17 protein-coding genes and 1 pseudogene are annotated in these 17,558 nt (G+C 67.7%); 8 read left to right on the top strand and 10 right to left on the bottom strand.

Features of this window, described 5'->3' with window-relative positions:
* Positions 1-45: 45 nt before the first annotated feature.
* Positions 46-330 (bottom strand): annotated as a pseudogene (locus PSm6_RS30555) (PAS domain-containing protein); the annotation flags it as partial.
* 157 nt (positions 331-487) lie between these two features.
* Positions 488-1,381: a LysR family transcriptional regulator gene (locus PSm6_RS20535; RefSeq protein ID WP_265168086.1), complete on the bottom strand. Its 894-nt coding sequence runs from the start codon at positions 1,379-1,381 to the stop codon at positions 488-490.
* Positions 1,382-1,669: 288 nt separating this feature from the next.
* Between PSm6_RS20535 and speB the strand changes: the two genes are divergently transcribed.
* From speB to PSm6_RS20505, 6 genes are all read left to right on the top strand, one after another.
* Positions 1,670-2,629, top strand: a complete 960-nt coding sequence (speB, locus tag PSm6_RS20530) for an agmatinase (RefSeq protein WP_021222817.1) — start codon at positions 1,670-1,672, stop codon at positions 2,627-2,629.
* A 2-nt stretch (positions 2,630-2,631) separates the two neighbouring features.
* The gene (locus PSm6_RS20525; RefSeq protein ID WP_371876956.1) at positions 2,632-3,039 is read left to right on the top strand and encodes a YybH family protein; all 408 of its coding nucleotides are present in this window, start codon (positions 2,632-2,634) and stop codon (positions 3,037-3,039) included.
* A 24-nt stretch (positions 3,040-3,063) separates the two neighbouring features.
* Positions 3,064-4,578 (top strand): purine-cytosine permease family protein, encoded by a 1,515-nt coding sequence (locus PSm6_RS20520; RefSeq protein WP_265168085.1) that lies wholly within the window; start codon positions 3,064-3,066, stop codon positions 4,576-4,578.
* A gap of 144 nt (positions 4,579-4,722) precedes the next feature.
* On the top strand, positions 4,723-6,111 hold the full coding sequence (locus PSm6_RS20515) for a sodium:solute symporter family protein (protein ID WP_021222820.1): 1,389 nt from the start codon (positions 4,723-4,725) through the stop codon (positions 6,109-6,111).
* A gap of 106 nt (positions 6,112-6,217) precedes the next feature.
* Positions 6,218-7,819 (top strand): 5-guanidino-2-oxopentanoate decarboxylase, encoded by a 1,602-nt coding sequence (locus PSm6_RS20510; protein ID WP_021222821.1) that lies wholly within the window; start codon positions 6,218-6,220, stop codon positions 7,817-7,819.
* Positions 7,820-8,018: 199 nt separating this feature from the next.
* Positions 8,019-8,744, top strand: a complete 726-nt coding sequence (locus tag PSm6_RS20505) for an MBL fold metallo-hydrolase (protein ID WP_021222822.1) — start codon at positions 8,019-8,021, stop codon at positions 8,742-8,744.
* A 28-nt stretch (positions 8,745-8,772) separates the two neighbouring features.
* On the opposite strand, the gene PSm6_RS20500 is transcribed toward PSm6_RS20505, so the two are convergent.
* The 3 genes from PSm6_RS20500 to PSm6_RS20490 form a co-directional block, all read right to left on the bottom strand.
* Complete coding sequence (locus PSm6_RS20500) at positions 8,773-8,907, bottom strand: PA1414 family protein (RefSeq protein WP_021222823.1); 135 nt, start codon at positions 8,905-8,907, stop codon at positions 8,773-8,775.
* Positions 8,908-9,104: 197 nt separating this feature from the next.
* Complete coding sequence (locus PSm6_RS20495) at positions 9,105-9,251, bottom strand: hypothetical protein (protein WP_021222824.1); 147 nt, start codon at positions 9,249-9,251, stop codon at positions 9,105-9,107.
* A gap of 123 nt (positions 9,252-9,374) precedes the next feature.
* The gene (locus tag PSm6_RS20490) at positions 9,375-10,001 is read right to left on the bottom strand and encodes a cysteine hydrolase family protein (RefSeq protein ID WP_265168083.1); all 627 of its coding nucleotides are present in this window, start codon (positions 9,999-10,001) and stop codon (positions 9,375-9,377) included.
* Positions 10,002-10,121: 120 nt separating this feature from the next.
* Between PSm6_RS20490 and PSm6_RS20485 the strand changes: the two genes are divergently transcribed.
* A complete protein-coding gene (locus PSm6_RS20485; RefSeq protein ID WP_265168082.1) occupies positions 10,122-11,078 on the top strand; it encodes a GlxA family transcriptional regulator in 957 nt (318 codons plus the stop codon).
* A gap of 414 nt (positions 11,079-11,492) precedes the next feature.
* Here the strand turns inward: PSm6_RS20485 and ptrR are convergent, their stop codons facing one another.
* Entirely contained in the window at positions 11,493-12,365 is an 873-nt protein-coding gene (gene ptrR / locus PSm6_RS20480; RefSeq protein ID WP_265168081.1) for a putrescine utilization regulator PtrR, read from the bottom strand.
* A gap of 102 nt (positions 12,366-12,467) precedes the next feature.
* On the opposite strand from ptrR, the gene PSm6_RS20475 reads away from it, so the two are divergent.
* Positions 12,468-13,637 carry a YbfB/YjiJ family MFS transporter gene (locus PSm6_RS20475; protein ID WP_265168080.1) on the top strand — a complete coding sequence of 390 codons (1,170 nt, stop codon included), beginning with the start codon at positions 12,468-12,470 and terminating at the stop codon, positions 13,635-13,637.
* A 193-nt stretch (positions 13,638-13,830) separates the two neighbouring features.
* Here PSm6_RS20475 and map read toward each other — a convergent pair whose 3' ends face one another.
* The 4 genes from map to PSm6_RS20455 form a co-directional block, all read right to left on the bottom strand.
* Positions 13,831-14,622 carry a type I methionyl aminopeptidase gene (gene map / locus PSm6_RS20470; protein WP_081711618.1) on the bottom strand — a complete coding sequence of 264 codons (792 nt, stop codon included), beginning with the start codon at positions 14,620-14,622 and terminating at the stop codon, positions 13,831-13,833.
* The gene (locus PSm6_RS20465) at positions 14,619-14,840 is read right to left on the bottom strand and encodes a ParD-like family protein (protein ID WP_021221539.1); all 222 of its coding nucleotides are present in this window, start codon (positions 14,838-14,840) and stop codon (positions 14,619-14,621) included. The genes map and PSm6_RS20465 overlap by 4 nt, the downstream gene beginning before the upstream one ends.
* Positions 14,841-15,005: 165 nt before the next feature.
* Complete coding sequence (locus tag PSm6_RS20460) at positions 15,006-16,091, bottom strand: extracellular solute-binding protein (protein WP_265168078.1); 1,086 nt, start codon at positions 16,089-16,091, stop codon at positions 15,006-15,008.
* A complete protein-coding gene (locus PSm6_RS20455) occupies positions 16,088-17,128 on the bottom strand; it encodes a histone deacetylase family protein (protein ID WP_265168077.1) in 1,041 nt (346 codons plus the stop codon). The genes PSm6_RS20460 and PSm6_RS20455 overlap by 4 nt, the downstream gene beginning before the upstream one ends.
* Positions 17,129-17,558 lie beyond the last annotated feature (430 nt).

Genomic DNA, 17,558 nt, shown 5'->3' with positions numbered 1-17,558 from the left:
GCCGACCATCTGGCCGTTCTCGTACACCGGGGTGACATAGGCGCTGACCCAGTAGAAGTCGCCGTTCTTGGAGCGGTTCTTCACCAGGCCCATCCAGGGCTTGCCCTGCTTGAGGGTGTCCCACATGTGGCCGAAGACGGCGGGCGGCATGTCGGGGTGGCGCACCAGGTTGTGCGGCTGGCCGACCAGCTCCTCGCGGGAGAAGCCGCTGATCTCGACGAAGGCGTCGTTGCAGTAGGTGATCTTGCTGCTGAGGTCGGTGGTCGAGATCAGGCGTTCGCTGGCCGGGAAGGTTCTTTCACGCTGGGTGACGGGTAGATTCTGGCGCATGCGCAAATCCCTGGTGATAGGTACGTGTGTACTTCCTGACTCACAGAAATTAGGTCTAGCACAGGGTTGCAAGGCCGCCAGAGGCGCCAGCCATTATTTTGGCATCAACGGATCAGGCGCCCCGCGAGCGTCAGGGAAATGCCAGCGAAGCGGCAGCTCAGTGCAGGTTCAACTGGGCCCGCAGCAGGTCGCGGAAGGTGACGATCAGCGGCTCGCGGGCACGGCCCCGGCGCAGGATCATCGAGAACGGCGCCTGGTAGCCGAAGGTGGCCGGCAGCAGGCCCCGCAGGCGCTGCTGGTCGACCCAGGGCTGGGCGTAGTGCTCGGGCAGGTAGCCGATGTAGGCGCCGGAGAGCACCAGGATCAGCTGCGCCTCCATGGACTCCACCGTCGCCGCGCTGTGCTTGAAGCCGTGGCGCGCCAGCTCCGCCTGGCTCCAGTAGCCGCGCCCGACCATGCGCTGCTGGGTGATCACCTCGGCGGGGATGCGCCGCTCGGTGAACAGCGGGTGGCGGTCGCTGCAGTAGAGCCAGTGCTGTTCGCGGTACAGCGGTTGGTAGACCAGGCCGTTCATGCGCGTGGAGAAGGCGCCGATGGCCAGGTCCAGGCGGTTGTCGAGCACGCCCAGCTGCAGGTCGTAGGGGCTCATCACCGAAAGGTGCAGGTGCACGCCGGCGTGTTCCCGGCTGTAGGCGCCGATGACCTCGGCCAGGGGCAGGGCCGGGTCGCTGACGGTGGAATCGAGCACGCCGAGGTTGAGGGTGCCGCGCAGCTCGCCCTTGAGGGAGGCGGAATAGCGCTCGAAGCCCTCCAGCTCGCCGAGCAGGCGCAGGGTCTCCTGGTAGAACAGCTCGCCCTTGCTGGTGAGGCTGAAGCCGCCCCGGCCGCGGTGGCAGAGGGTCAGCCCCAGGTGCGCTTCCAGCTGGCTCATGTAGGTGCTGATGGCCGAGGTGGAGAGGTTCAACTCCTGCTGGGCAGCGGCGAAGCCCTGGTTGCGCACCACCGTGGCGAAGATGCGCAGGAGCTTGATATCGGGGAGGGTGTTGGACATGGAAACTCCATGGGATTCGAAAGGCAGCACAAATCTGTAGGGGCGAATTCATTCGCCATGCAGGCCACCGGCCTGTCCTCCAAAAGCCCCGACTGGGGCCGCTTCGCGACCCTAGGCGAATGAATTCGCCCCTACAGGGAGCTTCCAGCTGCGACAGATCGGCGCAGTCTACCCACTGCGGATAGTTTAGAAATACCTGAAGTGATTATTTGCCCGTGGGGATTCTTCCCGCGTCGCCAGGTCACCAGAATCGGCCCACGACAACCACAACAAACGTGAGGCCACCCCGTGGACAAGAAACTCCACCAGCCCCTGGGCGGCAATGAAATGCCCCGTTTCGGCGGCATCGCCACCATGCTTCGCCTGCCCCATATCCAGACCCCTGCCGAGCTCGACGCCCTGGACGCCGCCTTCGTCGGCGTGCCCCTGGACATCGGCACCTCCCTGCGCTCCGGCACCCGCTTCGGCCCCCGCGAGATCCGCGCCGAGTCGGTGATGATCCGCCCCTACAACATGGCCACCGGCGCCGCACCCTTCGACTCGCTGAACGTGGCCGACATCGGCGACGTCGCCATCAACACCTTCAACCTGCTCGACGCCGTGCGCATCATCGAGGAGGAATACGACCGCATCCTCGGCCACGGCATCCTGCCGCTGACCCTGGGCGGCGACCACACCATCACCCTGCCCATCCTCCGTGCCATCAAGAAGAAGCACGGCAAGGTGGGCCTGGTGCACATCGATGCCCACGCCGACGTCAACGACCACATGTTCGGCGAGAAGATCGCCCACGGCACCACCTTCCGCCGCGCGGTGGAAGAAGACCTGCTCGATTGCGACCGCGTGGTGCAGATCGGCCTGCGCGCCCAGGGCTACACCGCCGAGGACTTCAACTGGAGCCGCAAGCAGGGCTTCCGCGTGGTCCAGGCCGAGGAGTGCTGGCACAAGTCGCTGGCCCCGCTGATGGCCGAAGTGCGCGAGAAGGTCGGCGGCGGCCCGGTGTACCTGTCGTTCGACATCGACGGCATCGACCCGGCCTGGGCGCCCGGCACCGGCACCCCGGAAATCGGCGGTCTGACCACCATCCAGGCGATCGAGATCATCCGTGGCTGCCAGGGCCTGGACATCATCGGCTGCGACCTGGTCGAGGTCTCCCCGCCCTACGACACCACCGGCAACACCTCCCTGCTGGGCGCCAACCTGCTGTACGAGATGCTCTGCATCCTCCCCGGCGTGGAGCACCGCTGAGCATGGACCGCCACGCCCAGGTCATGGAGGCCGCCAGGGAACTGGTGGCCGCCTTCGCCCGCAACGACACCGAAGCCTATTTCGCCGCCTTCAGCGAGGACGCCAGTTTCCTGTTCCACACCACCCCCGGTGTGCTGCAGGGCCGTGCGGCCTACCGCGAACTCTGGGACACCTGGCAACGCGAGGGTTTCCGCGTGCTGGGCTGCGAATCGCGCAATCCGCTGCTGAGCCTGCAGGGCGAGGTGGCGATCTTCATGCACGAAGTGATCACCCGCCTGCGTGTGGGCGGTGAGGCGATCACGAGCCTGGAACGGGAGACCATCGTCTTCCGCCAACAACAAGAACAGGGCCGTTGGCTGGCCTGTCACGAGCACTTGTCGGCCATGCCGGAGCACCTGCCCCAAACCTGATGAGGCTCCCCCGGGAGAACAACGATGCATAACAACAATAATGAGCAAAGCCTGACCCGAATCGAAACCTTCGGTGTCGAGCAGATCCCCGATCACGAACGCAACGCCAAGCCAGTCGACCTGTTCCGCATGATCTTCGGCGGCGCCAACACCTTCGCCACCGCCGTGCTGGGCAGCTTCCCGGTGCTGTTCGGCCTGTCCTTCGAGGCGGGCGTGTGGGCCATCCTCCTGGGCGTGGTGGTGGGCTCGCTGATCCTCGCGCCGATGGGCCTGTTCGGCCCGCTCAACGGCACCAACAACGCGGTCTCCTCGGGCGCCCACTTCGGCGTGCACGGGCGGATCGTCGGTTCCTTCCTCTCCCTGCTCACCGCCATCGCCTTCTTCTCCCTCTCGGTGTGGAGCTCGGGCGATGCACTGGTCGGCGGTGCCAAGCGCCTGATGGGCCTGCCGGAAACCGACCTGACACTGGGCCTGGCCTACGGCCTGTTCGCCGTGCTGGTGCTGACGGTGTGCATCTACGGCTTCCGCTTCCTGCTGTGGGTCAACAAGGTCGCGGTGTGGAGCGCCAGTGCGCTGTTCCTGCTGGGCATCTTCGCCTTCGCTGGCCCCTTCGACGCCAGCTACGCGGGCTCGGTGCAGGTGGGCAGCGAGGGCTTCTGGGCCGCCTTCATCGGCGCCGCCCTGCTGGCCATGAGCAACCCCGTGTCCTTCGGCGCCTTCCTCGGCGACTGGGCACGCTACATCCCCCGCGAGGCGAGCAAGGGCCGCATCATGCTGGCGGTGATCGGTGCGCAGCTGGCGACCCTGATCCCCTTCTTCTTCGGCCTGGTCACCGCCACCATCGTCGCCGTGCAGGCACCGGACTACATCGCGCAGAACAACTACGTCGGCGGCCTGCTGGCCGTCTCGCCGACCTGGTTCTTCCTGCCGGTGTGCCTGATCGCGGTGATCGGCGGCATGTCCACCGGCACCACCTCGCTGTACGGCACCGGCCTGGACATGTCCTCGGTGTTCCCGCGCCTGCTCAACCGCGTGCAGGCCACGGTGATGATCGGGCTGATGTCCATCGCCTTCATCTTCATCGGCCGCTTCGCCTTCAACCTGGTGCAGAGCGTGTCCACCTTCGCCGTGCTGATCATCACCTGCACCAGCCCCTGGATGGTGATCATGATCCTCGGCCTGGTGATCCGCCGCGGCTTCTACTGCCCGGACGACCTGCAGGTGTTCACCCGTGGCGAGAGCGGCGGCCGCTACTGGTTCCACAACGGCTGGAACTGGCGCGGCATGGGCGCCTGGATTCCCAGCGCGCTGGTGGGCCTGTGCTTCGTCAACCTGCCGGGGCAGTTCGTCGGCCCGCTGGGCGAGCTGGCCGGCGGCATCGACGTCAGCCTGCCGGTGACCCTGGGCATGGCCGCCCTCCTCTACCTGGCGCTGCTCAACCTGTTCCCCGAGGCCGCCGAGGTCTACGGCCCCAAGGGCCCGCGCTGGGTACGCGCAAAGCGCGCCCCCAGCGGCCTGGGCAACGCTGAAATCGCCTGATCCGCATCCCGTGCAGCGGTGGCCGGAGCCCGGCCGCCGGTGACTCGCCCAACCCGGGGCAGCCGCCCCGGTGCTGCACCCGCCACGTGCTACGCCAGGCCTGACCCGCCTGAACTACAACAATGAGAAAGAGAGAGCTGAACAATGGCCTTGGATATCTTCGTCGTACTGCTATACGTAGCCGCGATGCTCACCCTGGGCTGGTACGGCATGCGCCGCGCCAGGACCCGTGACGACTACCTGGTGGCCGGGCGCAACCTGGGGCCGGGCTTCTACCTCGGCACCATGGCCGCCACCGTGCTCGGCGGCGCCTCCACCATCGGCACCGTGCGCCTGGGCTATGTCCATGGCATCTCCGGTTTCTGGCTCTGCGGCGCCATCGGCCTGGGCATCGTCGGCCTCAGCCTGTTCCTCGCCAAACCGCTGCTGAAACTGAAGATCTACACCGTCACCCAGGTGCTGGAGCGCCGCTACAACCCCGCCGCGCGTCACGCCAGCGCTCTGATCATGCTGGTCTACGCGCTGATGATCGGCGCCACCTCGACCATCGCCATCGGCACCGTCATGCAGGTGCTGTTCGGCCTGCACTTCTGGGTCGCCATCCTCATCGGCGGCGGCGTGGTGGTGCTCTACTCCACCATCGGCGGCATGTGGTCGCTGACCCTGACCGACATCGTGCAGTTCCTGATCATGACCATCGGCCTGGTGTTCCTGCTGATGCCCATGTCCATCAGCGACGCCGGCGGCTGGAGCGCCATGATGGACAAGCTGCCCGCCAGCTACCTGGGCTTCACCGCCATCGGCTGGGACACCATCGTCACCTACTTCCTCATCTACTTCTTCGGCATCTTCATCGGCCAGGACATCTGGCAGCGCGTGTTCACCGCCCGCAGCGAGGGCGTGGCCAAGGTGGCCGGCACCGCCGCCGGCCTCTACTGCATCCTCTACGGCCTGGCCGGCGCACTGATCGGCATGGCCGCCAAGGTGCTGCTGCCGGACCTGGACAACGTCAACAACGCCTTCGCCAGCGTCGTCGAGCACAGCCTGCCCAACGGCATCCGCGGCCTGGTCATCGCCGCGGCCCTGGCCGCGCTGATGTCCACCGCCAGCGCCGGCCTGCTGGCCGCCTCCACCACCATCACCCAGGACCTGCTGCCGCTGCTGCGCAAAGGCCGTGAGAGCGGCAACGGCGACGTGCACGAGAACCGCGTCGCCACCCTGCTGCTGGGCCTGGTGATGCTCGGCATCGCCCTGGTGGTCAGCGACGTCATCAGCGCCCTGACCGTGGCCTACAACATGCTGGTGGGCGGCATGCTCATCCCGCTGATCGGCGCCATCTACTGGAAGCGCGCCACCACCGTCGGCGCCATCACCAGCATGGTCCTCGGCTTCGCCACCGTCCTCGCCTTCATGGTCATCGATGGCCTCGACGCCAACACCCCGATCTACTACAGCCTGGCGGTGGGCCTGGTCAGCTTCGTGCTGGTCAGCCTGCTGTCCCGTCGCCCGGCGGCCAGCACCAGCCTGGCCTGAGTTTGCGTGAACGGCCGCACCATCCCGGCGGCCACCCTTGAATTCCGGCCTGCGCCCGCAGGCCGGGATTCGTTTTATTCAAGACCGGAAGAGCAAGGAACCTGCCATGACCACCTGCGGTGAATTCCTCGTCAAGCAACTGCAAGCCTGGGGCGTCGACACCGTGTTCGGCATCCCCGGCGTGCACACCGTCGAGCTGTATCGCGGCCTGCCCGGCAGCGGCATCCGCCACATCACCCCGCGCCACGAACAGGGCGCCGGCTTCATGGCCGACGGCTACGCGCGCGTCTCCGGCAAGCCGGGCGTGTGCTTCATCATCACCGGCCCGGGCATGACCAACATCACCACCGCCATGGGCCAGGCCTACGCCGACTCCATCCCCATGCTGGTGATCTCCAGCGTCAACGAGCGTTCGCGCCTGGGGCTGGGCAACGGCTACCTGCACGAGCTGCCCAACCAGCGCGCCCTGGTGGCCGGCGTCGCCGCCTTCAGCCACACCCTGATGAACGTCGAGGAGCTGCCGGCCGTGCTGGCCCGCGCCTTCGCCGTGTTCGACAGCCAGCGCCCACGCCCGGTGCACATCGAGCTGCCGCTGGACATCATCACCGCGCCCGCCGAGCACCTGCAGGTGCAGCCCCGCCCTGCCCTCTCGCGCCCGGCCCCGGCCATGGCCCAGTTGCGCGAGGCCGCCAGCCGCCTGCGCAACGCCAAGCGCCCGCTGCTGCTGCTCGGCGGCGGCTGCGTCGAGGCCCAGGCGGAGGCCCGCGCCCTGGCCACCGCGCTGGACGCCCCCACCGCGCTGACCATCAACGCCAAGGGCCTGCTGCAACCCGACCACCCGCTGCTGGTGGGCAGCAACCAGTCGCTGGTTCCGGTGCGCCAACTGGCCCTGGAGGCCGACGTGGTGCTGGCCATCGGCACCGAGCTGGGCGAAACCGACTATGACGTGGTGTTCGACGGCAACTTCCGCATCGGCGGCGCGCTGATCCGCATCGACATCGACCCGCAGCAGCTGGTACGCAACCACGCCCCGGCCCTGGCCATCCACAGCGACGCCCGCCTGGCCATGCGCGTGCTGCTGGCCGAGCTGCCGGCGCGCGAAGCCAGCACCAGCAGCCCGGGCGCCCAGCGCGCCGCCGGGGTGCGCGCCCAACTGGCCGAGGACTTCTCCGGCTGGGCCCATTACCGCCAGCTGTTCGACTGCATCCTCGAGACCCTGCCGAACGCCCGCTTCGTCGGCGACTCGACCCAGACCGTGTACAGCGGCAACCACCTGGTGGAGCTGGACGGCCCGCGCCGCTGGTTCAACGCCTCCACTGGCTACGGCACCCTGGGCTACGGCCTGCCGGCGGCCATCGGCGCCAAGCTGGCCGAACCGGGCCGCCCGGTGATCAGCCTGATGGGCGACGGCGGCATCCAGTTCACCCTGCCGGAACTGGCCAGCGCCGTGGAGGCGCGGGTCGGCGTCATCGTGCTGCTGTGGAACAACCAGGGCTACGGCGAGATCAAGCGCTACATGGAACGCCGCGACATTACCCCGCTGGGCGTGGACATCTACACCCCGGACTTCATCGCCATCGCACGCGGCTTCGGCTGCCAGGCGGAGAAGGCCCGCGACCATGCGCACCTGCAGGAACTGCTGCGCAACGCCCCGGCCGACCGACCGCTGATCATCGAGGTGGCCGAGGCCGCGCCCTTTGCGCCGTGAAACCGGGCTCCCGGGCTGAAGCCCGGGCTACGTGCGGGGGCGTTTCGCGAATGAATCCGCTCCCACAGTCGGGTGGAGGTCGCTCTTTACCTCCACCAGGAGGAGCAGGGTGCGGCACAGGCCCATGCTGGAAACGCCACCGCCATGGCCCGCACCGGACAGGTATGCTGCCCCCACAACCACAACAAGGGAGCCCCCGATGAAGATCGTCAGCCGAGACCGCTGGTTCGAGGTCGAGCATCTCTACGACGGCGTGAGCCTGATCAGCGAGCCCTATGTGCGCCCCTTCTACCGCTGCAACCTGTGGCACGTGCAGGGCCGCGACCGCGATGTGCTGGTGGATTCGGGCTCCGGCCTGGTGAGCCTGCGCGAGCAGCTGCCCTGGCTCACCGAGCGGCCGCTGCTGGCGGTGGCCAGCCATACCCACTTCGACCATATCGCCGGGCACCACGAGTTCGACGAACGCCTGGTGCACCCCGCCGAGGCGGACATCCTCGCCGCACCGGACGGCGACAACACCCTGGCCCTCGCCTTTGTCGGCGACGAGATGTTCGAAGCGCACCCGGACTGCCCGCTGTGCTACGCCGAGTACCGCGTCAAGGCGGCGCCGGCCACGCGGCTGATCGAGGAAGGCGATGTGCTGGACCTGGGGGACAGGACGCTCGAAGTGCTGCACACCCCCGGGCATTCACCCGGCGGCATCAGCCTGTGGGAAGAGCGGACCGGCACCCTGTTCAGCGGCGATATCGTCTATGACGGGCCGCTGATCGAGGACGCCTACCACTCGAATCTGGATGACTACGCGAAGAGCCTCGCACGGTTGCGCGACCTTCCGGTTCGCACCGTGCATGGCGGGCATTTCCCGAGTTTTTCCGGGGAGCGCCTGCGCGAGCTGATCGGCGCCTGGTTCAAGGCGCACGACTGAGCGCGCTAGGCGCTGCGGAACCGGCGCCCTAGCGGCGCCGACGCTGCTCGGCCAGGCGACGTTGCTCGTCGCTGCGAACGGGGATGGGTTGCAGGCGCGGACGCTCGGTCAGCCCTAGGGTCACGGACAACTGCCAGGCAATATGGCTCAGCCAAGCTTTCATGGGCCCCTCCAGTCGATCAAAAGGTTGGTCGGGCGGCCCGAGACAGGTTGGCCGCCCTCGGCGAACGGAACGATTCCGCTGCCAAATACAGAGTAGTCCTGCCGAGCTAAAGCGAAAATGCCCTGGATCAAATTTCCCCCCGGGGCATGGCGTGGATTTATCACAGGCTGTTTCCGGCGCTGCCCAGGGCACGCAGCCTAGCCCTGGAGCGCGCCGTGCTCGGCCGGGTGGAGCGGATCGGCTGGCGGCAGCTCCCCGGCACGGGCGAAGCCGGCCAGGACGATCACCAGGAACAGCCCGGCGGCAAGGCTGAAGACGACGTTGAGGGGATTGGGCTCGCCCATGGCTCGGTCCTTTTCGTGTGAGGGGCACACTGCATCGACCGGGCCCTGCCAGCAGGGTTCAGGGAATATTTCTGCAAGGCCGGCAGCCCCGTCCCAGAGCGCCGGGACGGGCCTGCCGCTGCGTCAGCCGCGTGCCTTCACCGCCCGCTGGTTGGAGAGGTAGAGATCGTCCGCCTGCAACGCCTCACCGGCGGCCAGGGCGGCGAGCCATTGCTCGGTGCTGGCCACGGCGGCGAAACCGGTGTGGGAGACCAGGGTGAACACCCGGTGGATCTCCTCGGCGCTGGCCGAGCCGAAGGCGTTGGCGAAGGGCACCGAGCCCGTGGCATCGTGCAGCAGCTCGACGTTCCAGCCTTCATGGCAGGCCTGGCGGGCGGTGGATTCGTCGCAGTGCTGGGTCATGTAGCCGACGATGGTCAGGGTGTCGATGCCGCGCTCGCGCAACCAGGGGCCCAGGTCGGTGCCGGTCAGGGCGCTGGGCAGGGATTTCTGCACCCGATGGTCGTGGGCGCGGTCGGCCACCAGCGGGTGCAGTTCGGCGCCACGGCTGCCCCGGGCGAAGATCGGCGAATCCTCCGGCGCCAGGTGCTGCACCAGCACCACGGGGATGCCGGCGGCGGTGGCGGCGTCCATCGCCCGGCCGATATTGGCCAGGGACTGGTCCACGGGTGGGTATTCGATCAGCAGATCGCCGCTGACGTATTCGTTCTGTACATCGATGACGATCAGCGCACGCTTCGGCTGGGACATGGTGGAGCTCCTTGTTGTGGGTGGGTTGGTGCGCATTCTTCGCCCTGCCGCCTCCAGCCGGTGAGTGGCCCGACTGCCAACTTCCGCTAATATCGGGCCAACCCCAAGGAGCCCTCGCCCATGCAGGAACACGTGATAGTCGTGGTCGCGTTCGACCGCATCATCCCCTTCCACCTCTCGGTGCCCTGCCTGGTATTCGGCGAGACCTGCCCGGAGATGGCGCCCTTCGACCTGCGCGTGTGCGCGGCCGAACCGGGACCGTTGCGCACCACAGCGGGCTTCTCCATTGCCGTCGAACTGGGCCTGGAGGCCATCGCCAGCGCCGACACGGTGATAGTGCCGAGCTGGTGCCACCCCGATGAACGCCCGCCGCAGGCCCTGCTGGACGCCCTGGTCGCCGCCCACGCGCGTGGCGCGAAGATGGTCGGCCTGTGCCTGGGCGCCTACGTGCTGGCCGAAGCCGGCCTGCTCGATGGCCGCCGCGCCACTACCCACTGGGCCTGGGCCCGCGACTTCGCCGAGCGCTACCCGCAGGTGCAGCTGGACCCGGACGTGCTCTACCTCGAAGACGGCGAACTGCTGACCTCGGCCGGCACCGCCGCCGGCATCGACTGCTGCCTGCACCTGCTGCGCCAGCACTGCGGCGCCGAGACCGCCAACCGCGTGGCCCGGCGCCTGGTGGTGCCGCCCCACCGCCAGGGCGGCCAGGCGCAGTTCATCGAGCAACCCCTGCCGACGAGCCCGCGCGACGACCGCCTCACCTGCGTGCTGGACTGGGTGCGCAGCAACCTGGAGCAAGAACACAGCCTCGACAGCCTGGCCCAGCGCGTGCTGATGAGCCGGCGCACCTTCAGCCGCCACTTCCGCCAGCTCACCGGCAGCACCCTCGGCGACTGGCTGCTGGCCGAGCGCCTGGCCCTGACCCAGCGCCTGCTGGAGAGCACCGACCAGAGCGTGGAGAAAATCGCCACCCTCGCCGGCTTCGGTTCGCCCGTCTCCCTGCGCCACCACTTCGGCCGCGCCTTCGGCGTCTCGCCCTCGGCGTGGCGGCAGAGCTTCCAGGGGAGCGTGGCGTAGTCCCGCGATCAACTCACCGTAGGTTGGCGCCGAGCGCAGCGAGGCCCAATGCTGGGTGTCGAGCCACGTGCAAGGGGCGGGTCTTATCGCGGATGAATCCGCTCCCACGATCTGGCGCCGCTGGGCGAGTAAAAATCCACGTTCTTAGAACGTGGCTTTGCTTTTTGCTCCCTGGAAGGGGCGCATCAGACCTCGGAACATGCAGCCGCCACTCACTCCAGACGTAGGGTGTGCTGCGCGCACCTCGGACTCGCCGGAAGCACCTCGCGGAAGTGCGCACGGCACACCCTACGGCACGCGTTCATCCTGCTGGGTTCTCAATTCAAATCGCCACAGGCAGAGCCGATGACTTATGAACACGCCCTAAGGACGTGGTTTCCCACGCTCAAATAAATTCGCACCTGCAGGCAATGGTTACGCGGGTTGCATGGGCTCTACGTCCATCACCTCGATCCAGGCCTTGAGGTTGGCGCCGAGCATGCCCTTGCGCCACATCAGCCAGGTGGTGGTGTGGTCGAAGGGTTCGGCCAGGTGATGCACCGCCACCGCTTCGCGGCCGGGCAGGGTCTGCAGCATGGACAACGGCATCAGCGCCACGCCGCCACCGGCGACCACGCAGGCGAGCATGCTGTGGTAGGACTCGATTTCCATGATCTGCCCCATGGGCACCCGCGCGGCGGCGAACCAGCTTTCGATGCGTTTGCGGTAGGAACAGCGCGGGCGGAAGCTGTATACCGCCTCGCCCAGCACATCCGCCGCCGAGGCCACCGGGGCGTGGCCGAGGCTGGTGATGAGCACCAGGGTCTCCTCGAACAGCGGCAGGCCGTCCAGCTCGGCGTAGTCCATGGGGCCGTCCACCAGCGCCGCGTCCAGCTTGCCGCTGACCAGGCCCTCGATCAGCTCGCCGCTGGGCAGCGTCTGCACCTGCAGGTTGACCGCCGGCCAGGCCCGGTGGAAGCGCGCCAGCATCCCCGGCAGGTGGATGGCGGCGGTGCTGTACATGGAGCCGATGACGAAGTCGCCCGCCGGCTCGCCGCCCTTGATCGCCGCCTCCGCCTCGGCCTGCAGCTTGAACATGCGCTCGGCATAGCCCAGCAGCACCTTGCCCGCGGCGGACAGCTGCAGGCGCTGGCGCTCGCGCAGGAACAGATCCACGCCCAGGGCTTCCTCCAGCTGGCGCAAGCGCGTGGACAGGTTCGACGGCACGCGGCTCATGCGCACCGCGGCCTTGGCGATGGAGCCTTCCTCGGCGACCGCCTGGAAGATGCGCAGCTGACTGAGTTCCATGGCAAGCATTCTCTTTAGTTGAACAAGTTGTTCTTTATTATTCGTTTTAGCTGAACAAGTCAAAACCCTAGCATGGCTTCCATCGTCACCCCGGAGGCCGCCATGTCGCCCATCATCCGCATCCTCGCCAGCATCCTCGCCCTGTTCGTCGCCATGGGCGTGGGGCGCTTCTCGCTCACCCCGCAGCTGCCGCACCTGATCGCCGAAGGCCAGGTCGACCTCACCGGCGCCGGGCTGATCGCCGCCGCCAACTACCTCGGCTACCTGGTGGGTGCCCTCGATGCCCTGCGCGCCACCGCGCCCGAGCAGGCACGGCGCCGCCTGTTCGGTGGGCTCTGGGCCGGCGTCGCCATCACCCTCGCATCCGCCTGGGCATTCGGCTTCTGGCCCCATGTGGCGCTGCGCTTCGCCGCCGGCGTGGCCAGCGCCTGGGTGCTGGTGGTGCTCACCGCCCTGGCCGCCCAGGTGGCGGTGCAGGCCGGTCGACCACGCCTGGCCGGGCTGATCTTCACCGGGCCGAGCCTGGGCGTGGTGGCCACCGGGCTGATGGCCCTGGCGCTCAACCTGCTGGGCCAGGGTTCGTCCAGCGCCTGGCTGCTGTATGGCGTCACCGCGCTGGTGCTGACCGCAGCCATCCACCCGCTGCTACCGCGCCCGCAGGCCCGCGCCGATACCGCGCCGCAGCAGGCGGGCCCGCGCCCGAAGGCCTTCTACCCGCTGCTGGTGGCGTACTCGCTGGTGGGCATCGGCTACATCATCCCCGCCACCTTCCTTTCGCAGATGGCCGCCGCGCAGTTCCACGGCCAGTGGCTGGCCGACCTGTTCTGGCCCGCCTTCGGCCTGGTCGCCACCCTCGGCGTGCTGCTGGTAAGCCTGCGCCGCCCGGGTTCCGGCAACACCGGCCGCTGGCTGGTGGGCGCGCTCTGGCTGCAGGCGCTGGGGGTGCTGGCCTGCCTGTTCCCAGGCATGGCCGGGCTGGCGCTGGGGGTGATCTTCTGCGGTGGGCCCTTCCTCGCCAGCATGCTGCTGGTGATGCAGCGGGCCCGGGAGATCGACCCGCTGGGCCACGCCCGCAATGTCGGCCTGCTCACCGCCGGCTTCGCCTTGGGCCAGCTCGGCGGCCCGCTGCTGGCGGCCCTGAGCAGCCACTTCAGCGGTGGCCTGCGCCCCGCCCTGCTGCTCGCCGCCGGCGCCCTGCTGCTGGCGGGTGGCTTGATGCTCAAGGCGCGGGAAGAGGTGAAGGTGGAAACCGTGGCGGCGTGCCGGGGGTAAGCGAGTGATAACCGGCTGATCCGCATCGATGGGTTTCGCAGAGCTCTCCCCATCCTACAAAGGCTCCTATGCACGCTTCGTAGGATGGCGTAGAGCGAAGCGAAACCCATGCGGTTGCGCGCCCACAAGGTACCGACCAGCCCCGCTTTGCGCAGCGCGCTCCCGGGCTGAAGCCCGGGCTACAGGTTGCCTGCTACGGCGTCGCTGGGAAGGCGTCGCGCTCTTCCTCGCGCAGGGTGAGCACGCGGTAGCCGGTTTCGGTGACGAGGATGGTGTGCTCGAACTGGGCCGAGAGGCTGCCGTCGCGGGTGATGACGGTCCAGCCGTCGGCGAGGGTGCGGACGCTGCGGCGGCCCTGGTTGATCATCGGTTCGATGGTGAAGGTCATGCCCGGCTGCAGGCGCAGGCCCGTGCCGGGATGGCCGACGTGGACCACCTGCGGGCTTTCGTGCATCTGCCGGCCGATGCCGTGACCGCAGTACTCGATCACCACCGAGTAGCCCGCCTCCTCGGCACGGCTCTGGATGGCGTGGCCGATGTCGCCCAGCGTGGCACCGGGGCGCACCAGGCGGATGGCGTCGTAGAGGCACTGCTGGGTGGTGTGCACCAGGCGCCGGGCGTCGTCGCTGATGGTGCCGAGGCAGTACATCTTGCTGGTATCGCCGTAGAAGCCGTCCTTGATCACCGTGACGTCGACATTGACGATGTCGCCCTCCTGCAACACCTCCTCCGCCGAAGGCCAGCCATGGCAGACCACCTGGTTGACCGAGGTGTTGACGGTGAAGGGGTAGCCGTACTGGCCCTTGCTGCCGGGGATGGCCTGCAGGGTTTCGACTATATAGCGCTCGGCGAAGGCGTCGATCTGCGCAGTGGTAACGCCGGGGACGATGAAGTCATCCAGCGCCTCCAGCACCCGCGCGGCCAGGCGGCCGGCGACGACCATGCGCTCGACCTCGGCGGCGTTCTTGAGGGTGACCTTGCTCACTCCACCGCCTCCACCGGCGGCGCGGCGGAGAGTTCCAGCTCGCGGGCCTCCTCCATCAGGCGCTTGATGATGTCGGCGTAGGTCAGCTCCGGCTGGGCTTCGGCGAGCATGCCGATGCGCATCCAGTGCTCGGCCTGGGCGTTGATGGAGCGGGACATGGCGCGGCAGGCGATGCGCGCCTCTTCGTGCAGTACATCGGAAATCTTGACGATACCCATGGCAATCGATCCATATACGAAACGCTACATAACATAGCATTTCATTTTGGAATCGCAAATGGAAAAGGGCCGCAGTGCGGCCCTTCTTCGTTGCACCCCATCACCTGCAGCAGTGATGGGTTTCGCTTCGCTCTACGCCATCCTACGGGCATGGGAGCGAGCGCATTAGGTACCGGTCTTGATCTTGGTCCAGGTGCGGGTACGGATGCGTTCCAGCTTGGGCGGCAGCATCTCCACCGAGAACAGCTTGGCCTGCACCTCCGCCGGCGGGTAGACGTTGGGGTTGTCGCGCAAGGTGGGCGAGATCAACCCGTCCGCCGCCTGGTTGGGGTTGGCGTAGGCCACGTGGTCGGAGATGGGCGCCACCACTTCCGGGCGCAGCAGGTAGTTGAGGAAGGCGTGGGCCTGCTCGACGTTCTGCGCGTCCCTGGGGATGGCCAGCACGTCGAACCAGGCGGCGGTGCCTTCCTTGGGAATGCGGTACTCCACCTTCACCCCGTTGCCGGCTTCCTCGGCGCGGGCGGCGGCCTGCATGGCGCCGCCGGACCAGGCCAGGGCCACGCAGATCTCGCCGTTGGCCAGGTCGCTGACGAACTTCGAGGAGCTGAAGTAGGTGACGCTCGGGCGCAGGCGGGTGAGCAGTTCCTCGGCCTTGGCGTAGTCCTCGGGGTTGCGGCTGTTGGGCGGCAGGCCCAGGTAGTGCAGCACCTCGGGGATCACCTCGGTGGGCGAGTCGAGGAAGGCCACGCCGCACTGCTTGAGCTTGGCCAGGTTGTCGGGGTTGAAGATCAGCTCCCAGGAATCCACCGGCGCGTTCTCGCCGAGCACCGCGCGCACCTTGTCGAGGTTGTAGGCGATGCCGTTGGTGCCCCACATGTAGGGCATCACGTACTGGTTGCCCGGGTCCTTGGCGGCCAGCACCTTGAGCAGCGCCGGGTTGAGGTTCTTCCAGTTGGGCAGCTTGCTCTTGTCCAGGGGCTGGAATACGCCGGCCTTCATGTAGTTGGGCAGGAAGCCGTCGCTGGGCACCACCAGGTCGTAGCCGGAATGGCCGGAGAGCAGCTTGGCCTCCAGCACCTCGTTGCTGTCGTAGACGTCGTACTTGGGGGTGATGCCGCTGTCCTTGCGGAAGTTCTCCAGGGTGTCCGGGGCGATGTAGTCGAACCAGTTGTAGATGCGCACCACCGGCTCGGCGGCGGCGTTGAGGGAAGCGCCCAGCAGCGCCAGGGCGACGAGATGGCGGGCGTTCATCGGGCCACCTCTTCATAGCCTTGCAGCACGTTGACGGCGTTCACCCCGATGGCCTCAACCGCGTAGCCGCCTTCCATGATGAAGAGCGTGGGCAGGCCGAGGGCGGCGATGCGCCGGCCCATGGCCAGGTAGTCGGGCGAGTCCAGCTTGAACTGGGAGATGGGGTCGTCCTTGTAGGTGTCGACGCCGAGGGAGATCACCAGCGCGTCCGGCGCGTAGGCGGCGATCTTGCGGCAGGCGTCCTCCAGGGCGGCGGCCCAGCCGTCCCAGCCGGTGCCGTGGGGCAGCGGGTAGTTGTGGTTGCAGCCGGCGCCGGCGCCCTCGCCGCGTTCGTCGGCGTGGCCCAGGTAGTAGGGGTATTCCACCAGCGGGTCGCCGTGGATGGAGGCGAAGAGCACGTCGTCGCGGCTGTAGAACAGCTCCTGGGTGCCGTTGCCGTGGTGGTAGTCGACATCGAGGATGGCCACGCGGCGCGCGCCCTGGTCGATAAAGGCCTGGGTGGCGATGGCGGCGTTGTTGAAGAAGCAGTAGCCGCCCATGAAGTCGCTGCCGGCGTGGTGGCCCGGCGGGCGGCACAGGGCGAAGGCGCTGGTGGATCCGTTGCGCATGTGGTCCTGGGCGGTGAGCGCGACCTGCGCCGAGCTGTACACGGCCTGCCAGGTACCGGCGGTGATGGGCGCCTCGGTGTCGAAGCAGTAGTGGCCGAGCTGACCGTGCAAGGCGGTGGGGATGGGGCCGTCGCGGCGCAGGCGGCGCGCGGGGAAGGTGCTCGGCAGCATGTCGCAGCTGTGGCCTTCGGCGGCCCAGCGCGCCCAGGCGCCCTTGAGGAAGTCCACGTAGGCGGCGTCGTGCACCCGCAGGATGGGTTCCAGGCCGAAGTCACGGGGCTCGATCACCTCCCCCAGCGACTGATGGCGCACCCGCGCCAGCACGGTATCCGCGCGGCTGGGCATCTCGAAGCAGGGCTGGAGCTTGCCATCCACCAGTTCGGACTGGCCGAAATGGAGACGGTGGTCGTCGCTGTACACGGTCAGCATGCCGGGAACCTCATCTTGTTATTGGTGGATGGATTCTGTGGCCGATCGTGGCCCCTTGCGCAGGGGGACGGGCGGCCAATAGGGGATCGAAATGGCCAATCTGACTGGCCGCGGTGTAACTCGTAGGATGGGTAGAGCGAAGCGAAACCCATGCTGCCGATGCGACAGGCCGGCGCAATGTCTTGCCCGCTTGCAGCCGCGCAATGATGGGTTTCGCGGGGCTCTACCCATCCTACAAAAACTACGGGCTGCGCTCGGCGCCGATCGATACGCAGGGTGGATGGCGCTCTTTTCATCCACCGGCGGTGTCCACGGGGAACACGGGGACGATCGGCTCGCAACGCCGCGCCCTTGTAGGTCGGGTGCAACCCGACGGGCAATGTCTGGGGTCGGGATACAGAAGCGGTGGGCTGAAGCGGAGCGCCGCCCG

It is taken from the genome of Pseudomonas solani (genome assembly GCF_026072635.1).
GTDB classification, from domain to species: domain Bacteria; phylum Pseudomonadota; class Gammaproteobacteria; order Pseudomonadales; family Pseudomonadaceae; genus Metapseudomonas; species Metapseudomonas solani.
Note: the sequence above shows the minus strand (reverse complement) of the source record. Positions and strands in the feature narration are given on the sequence as shown.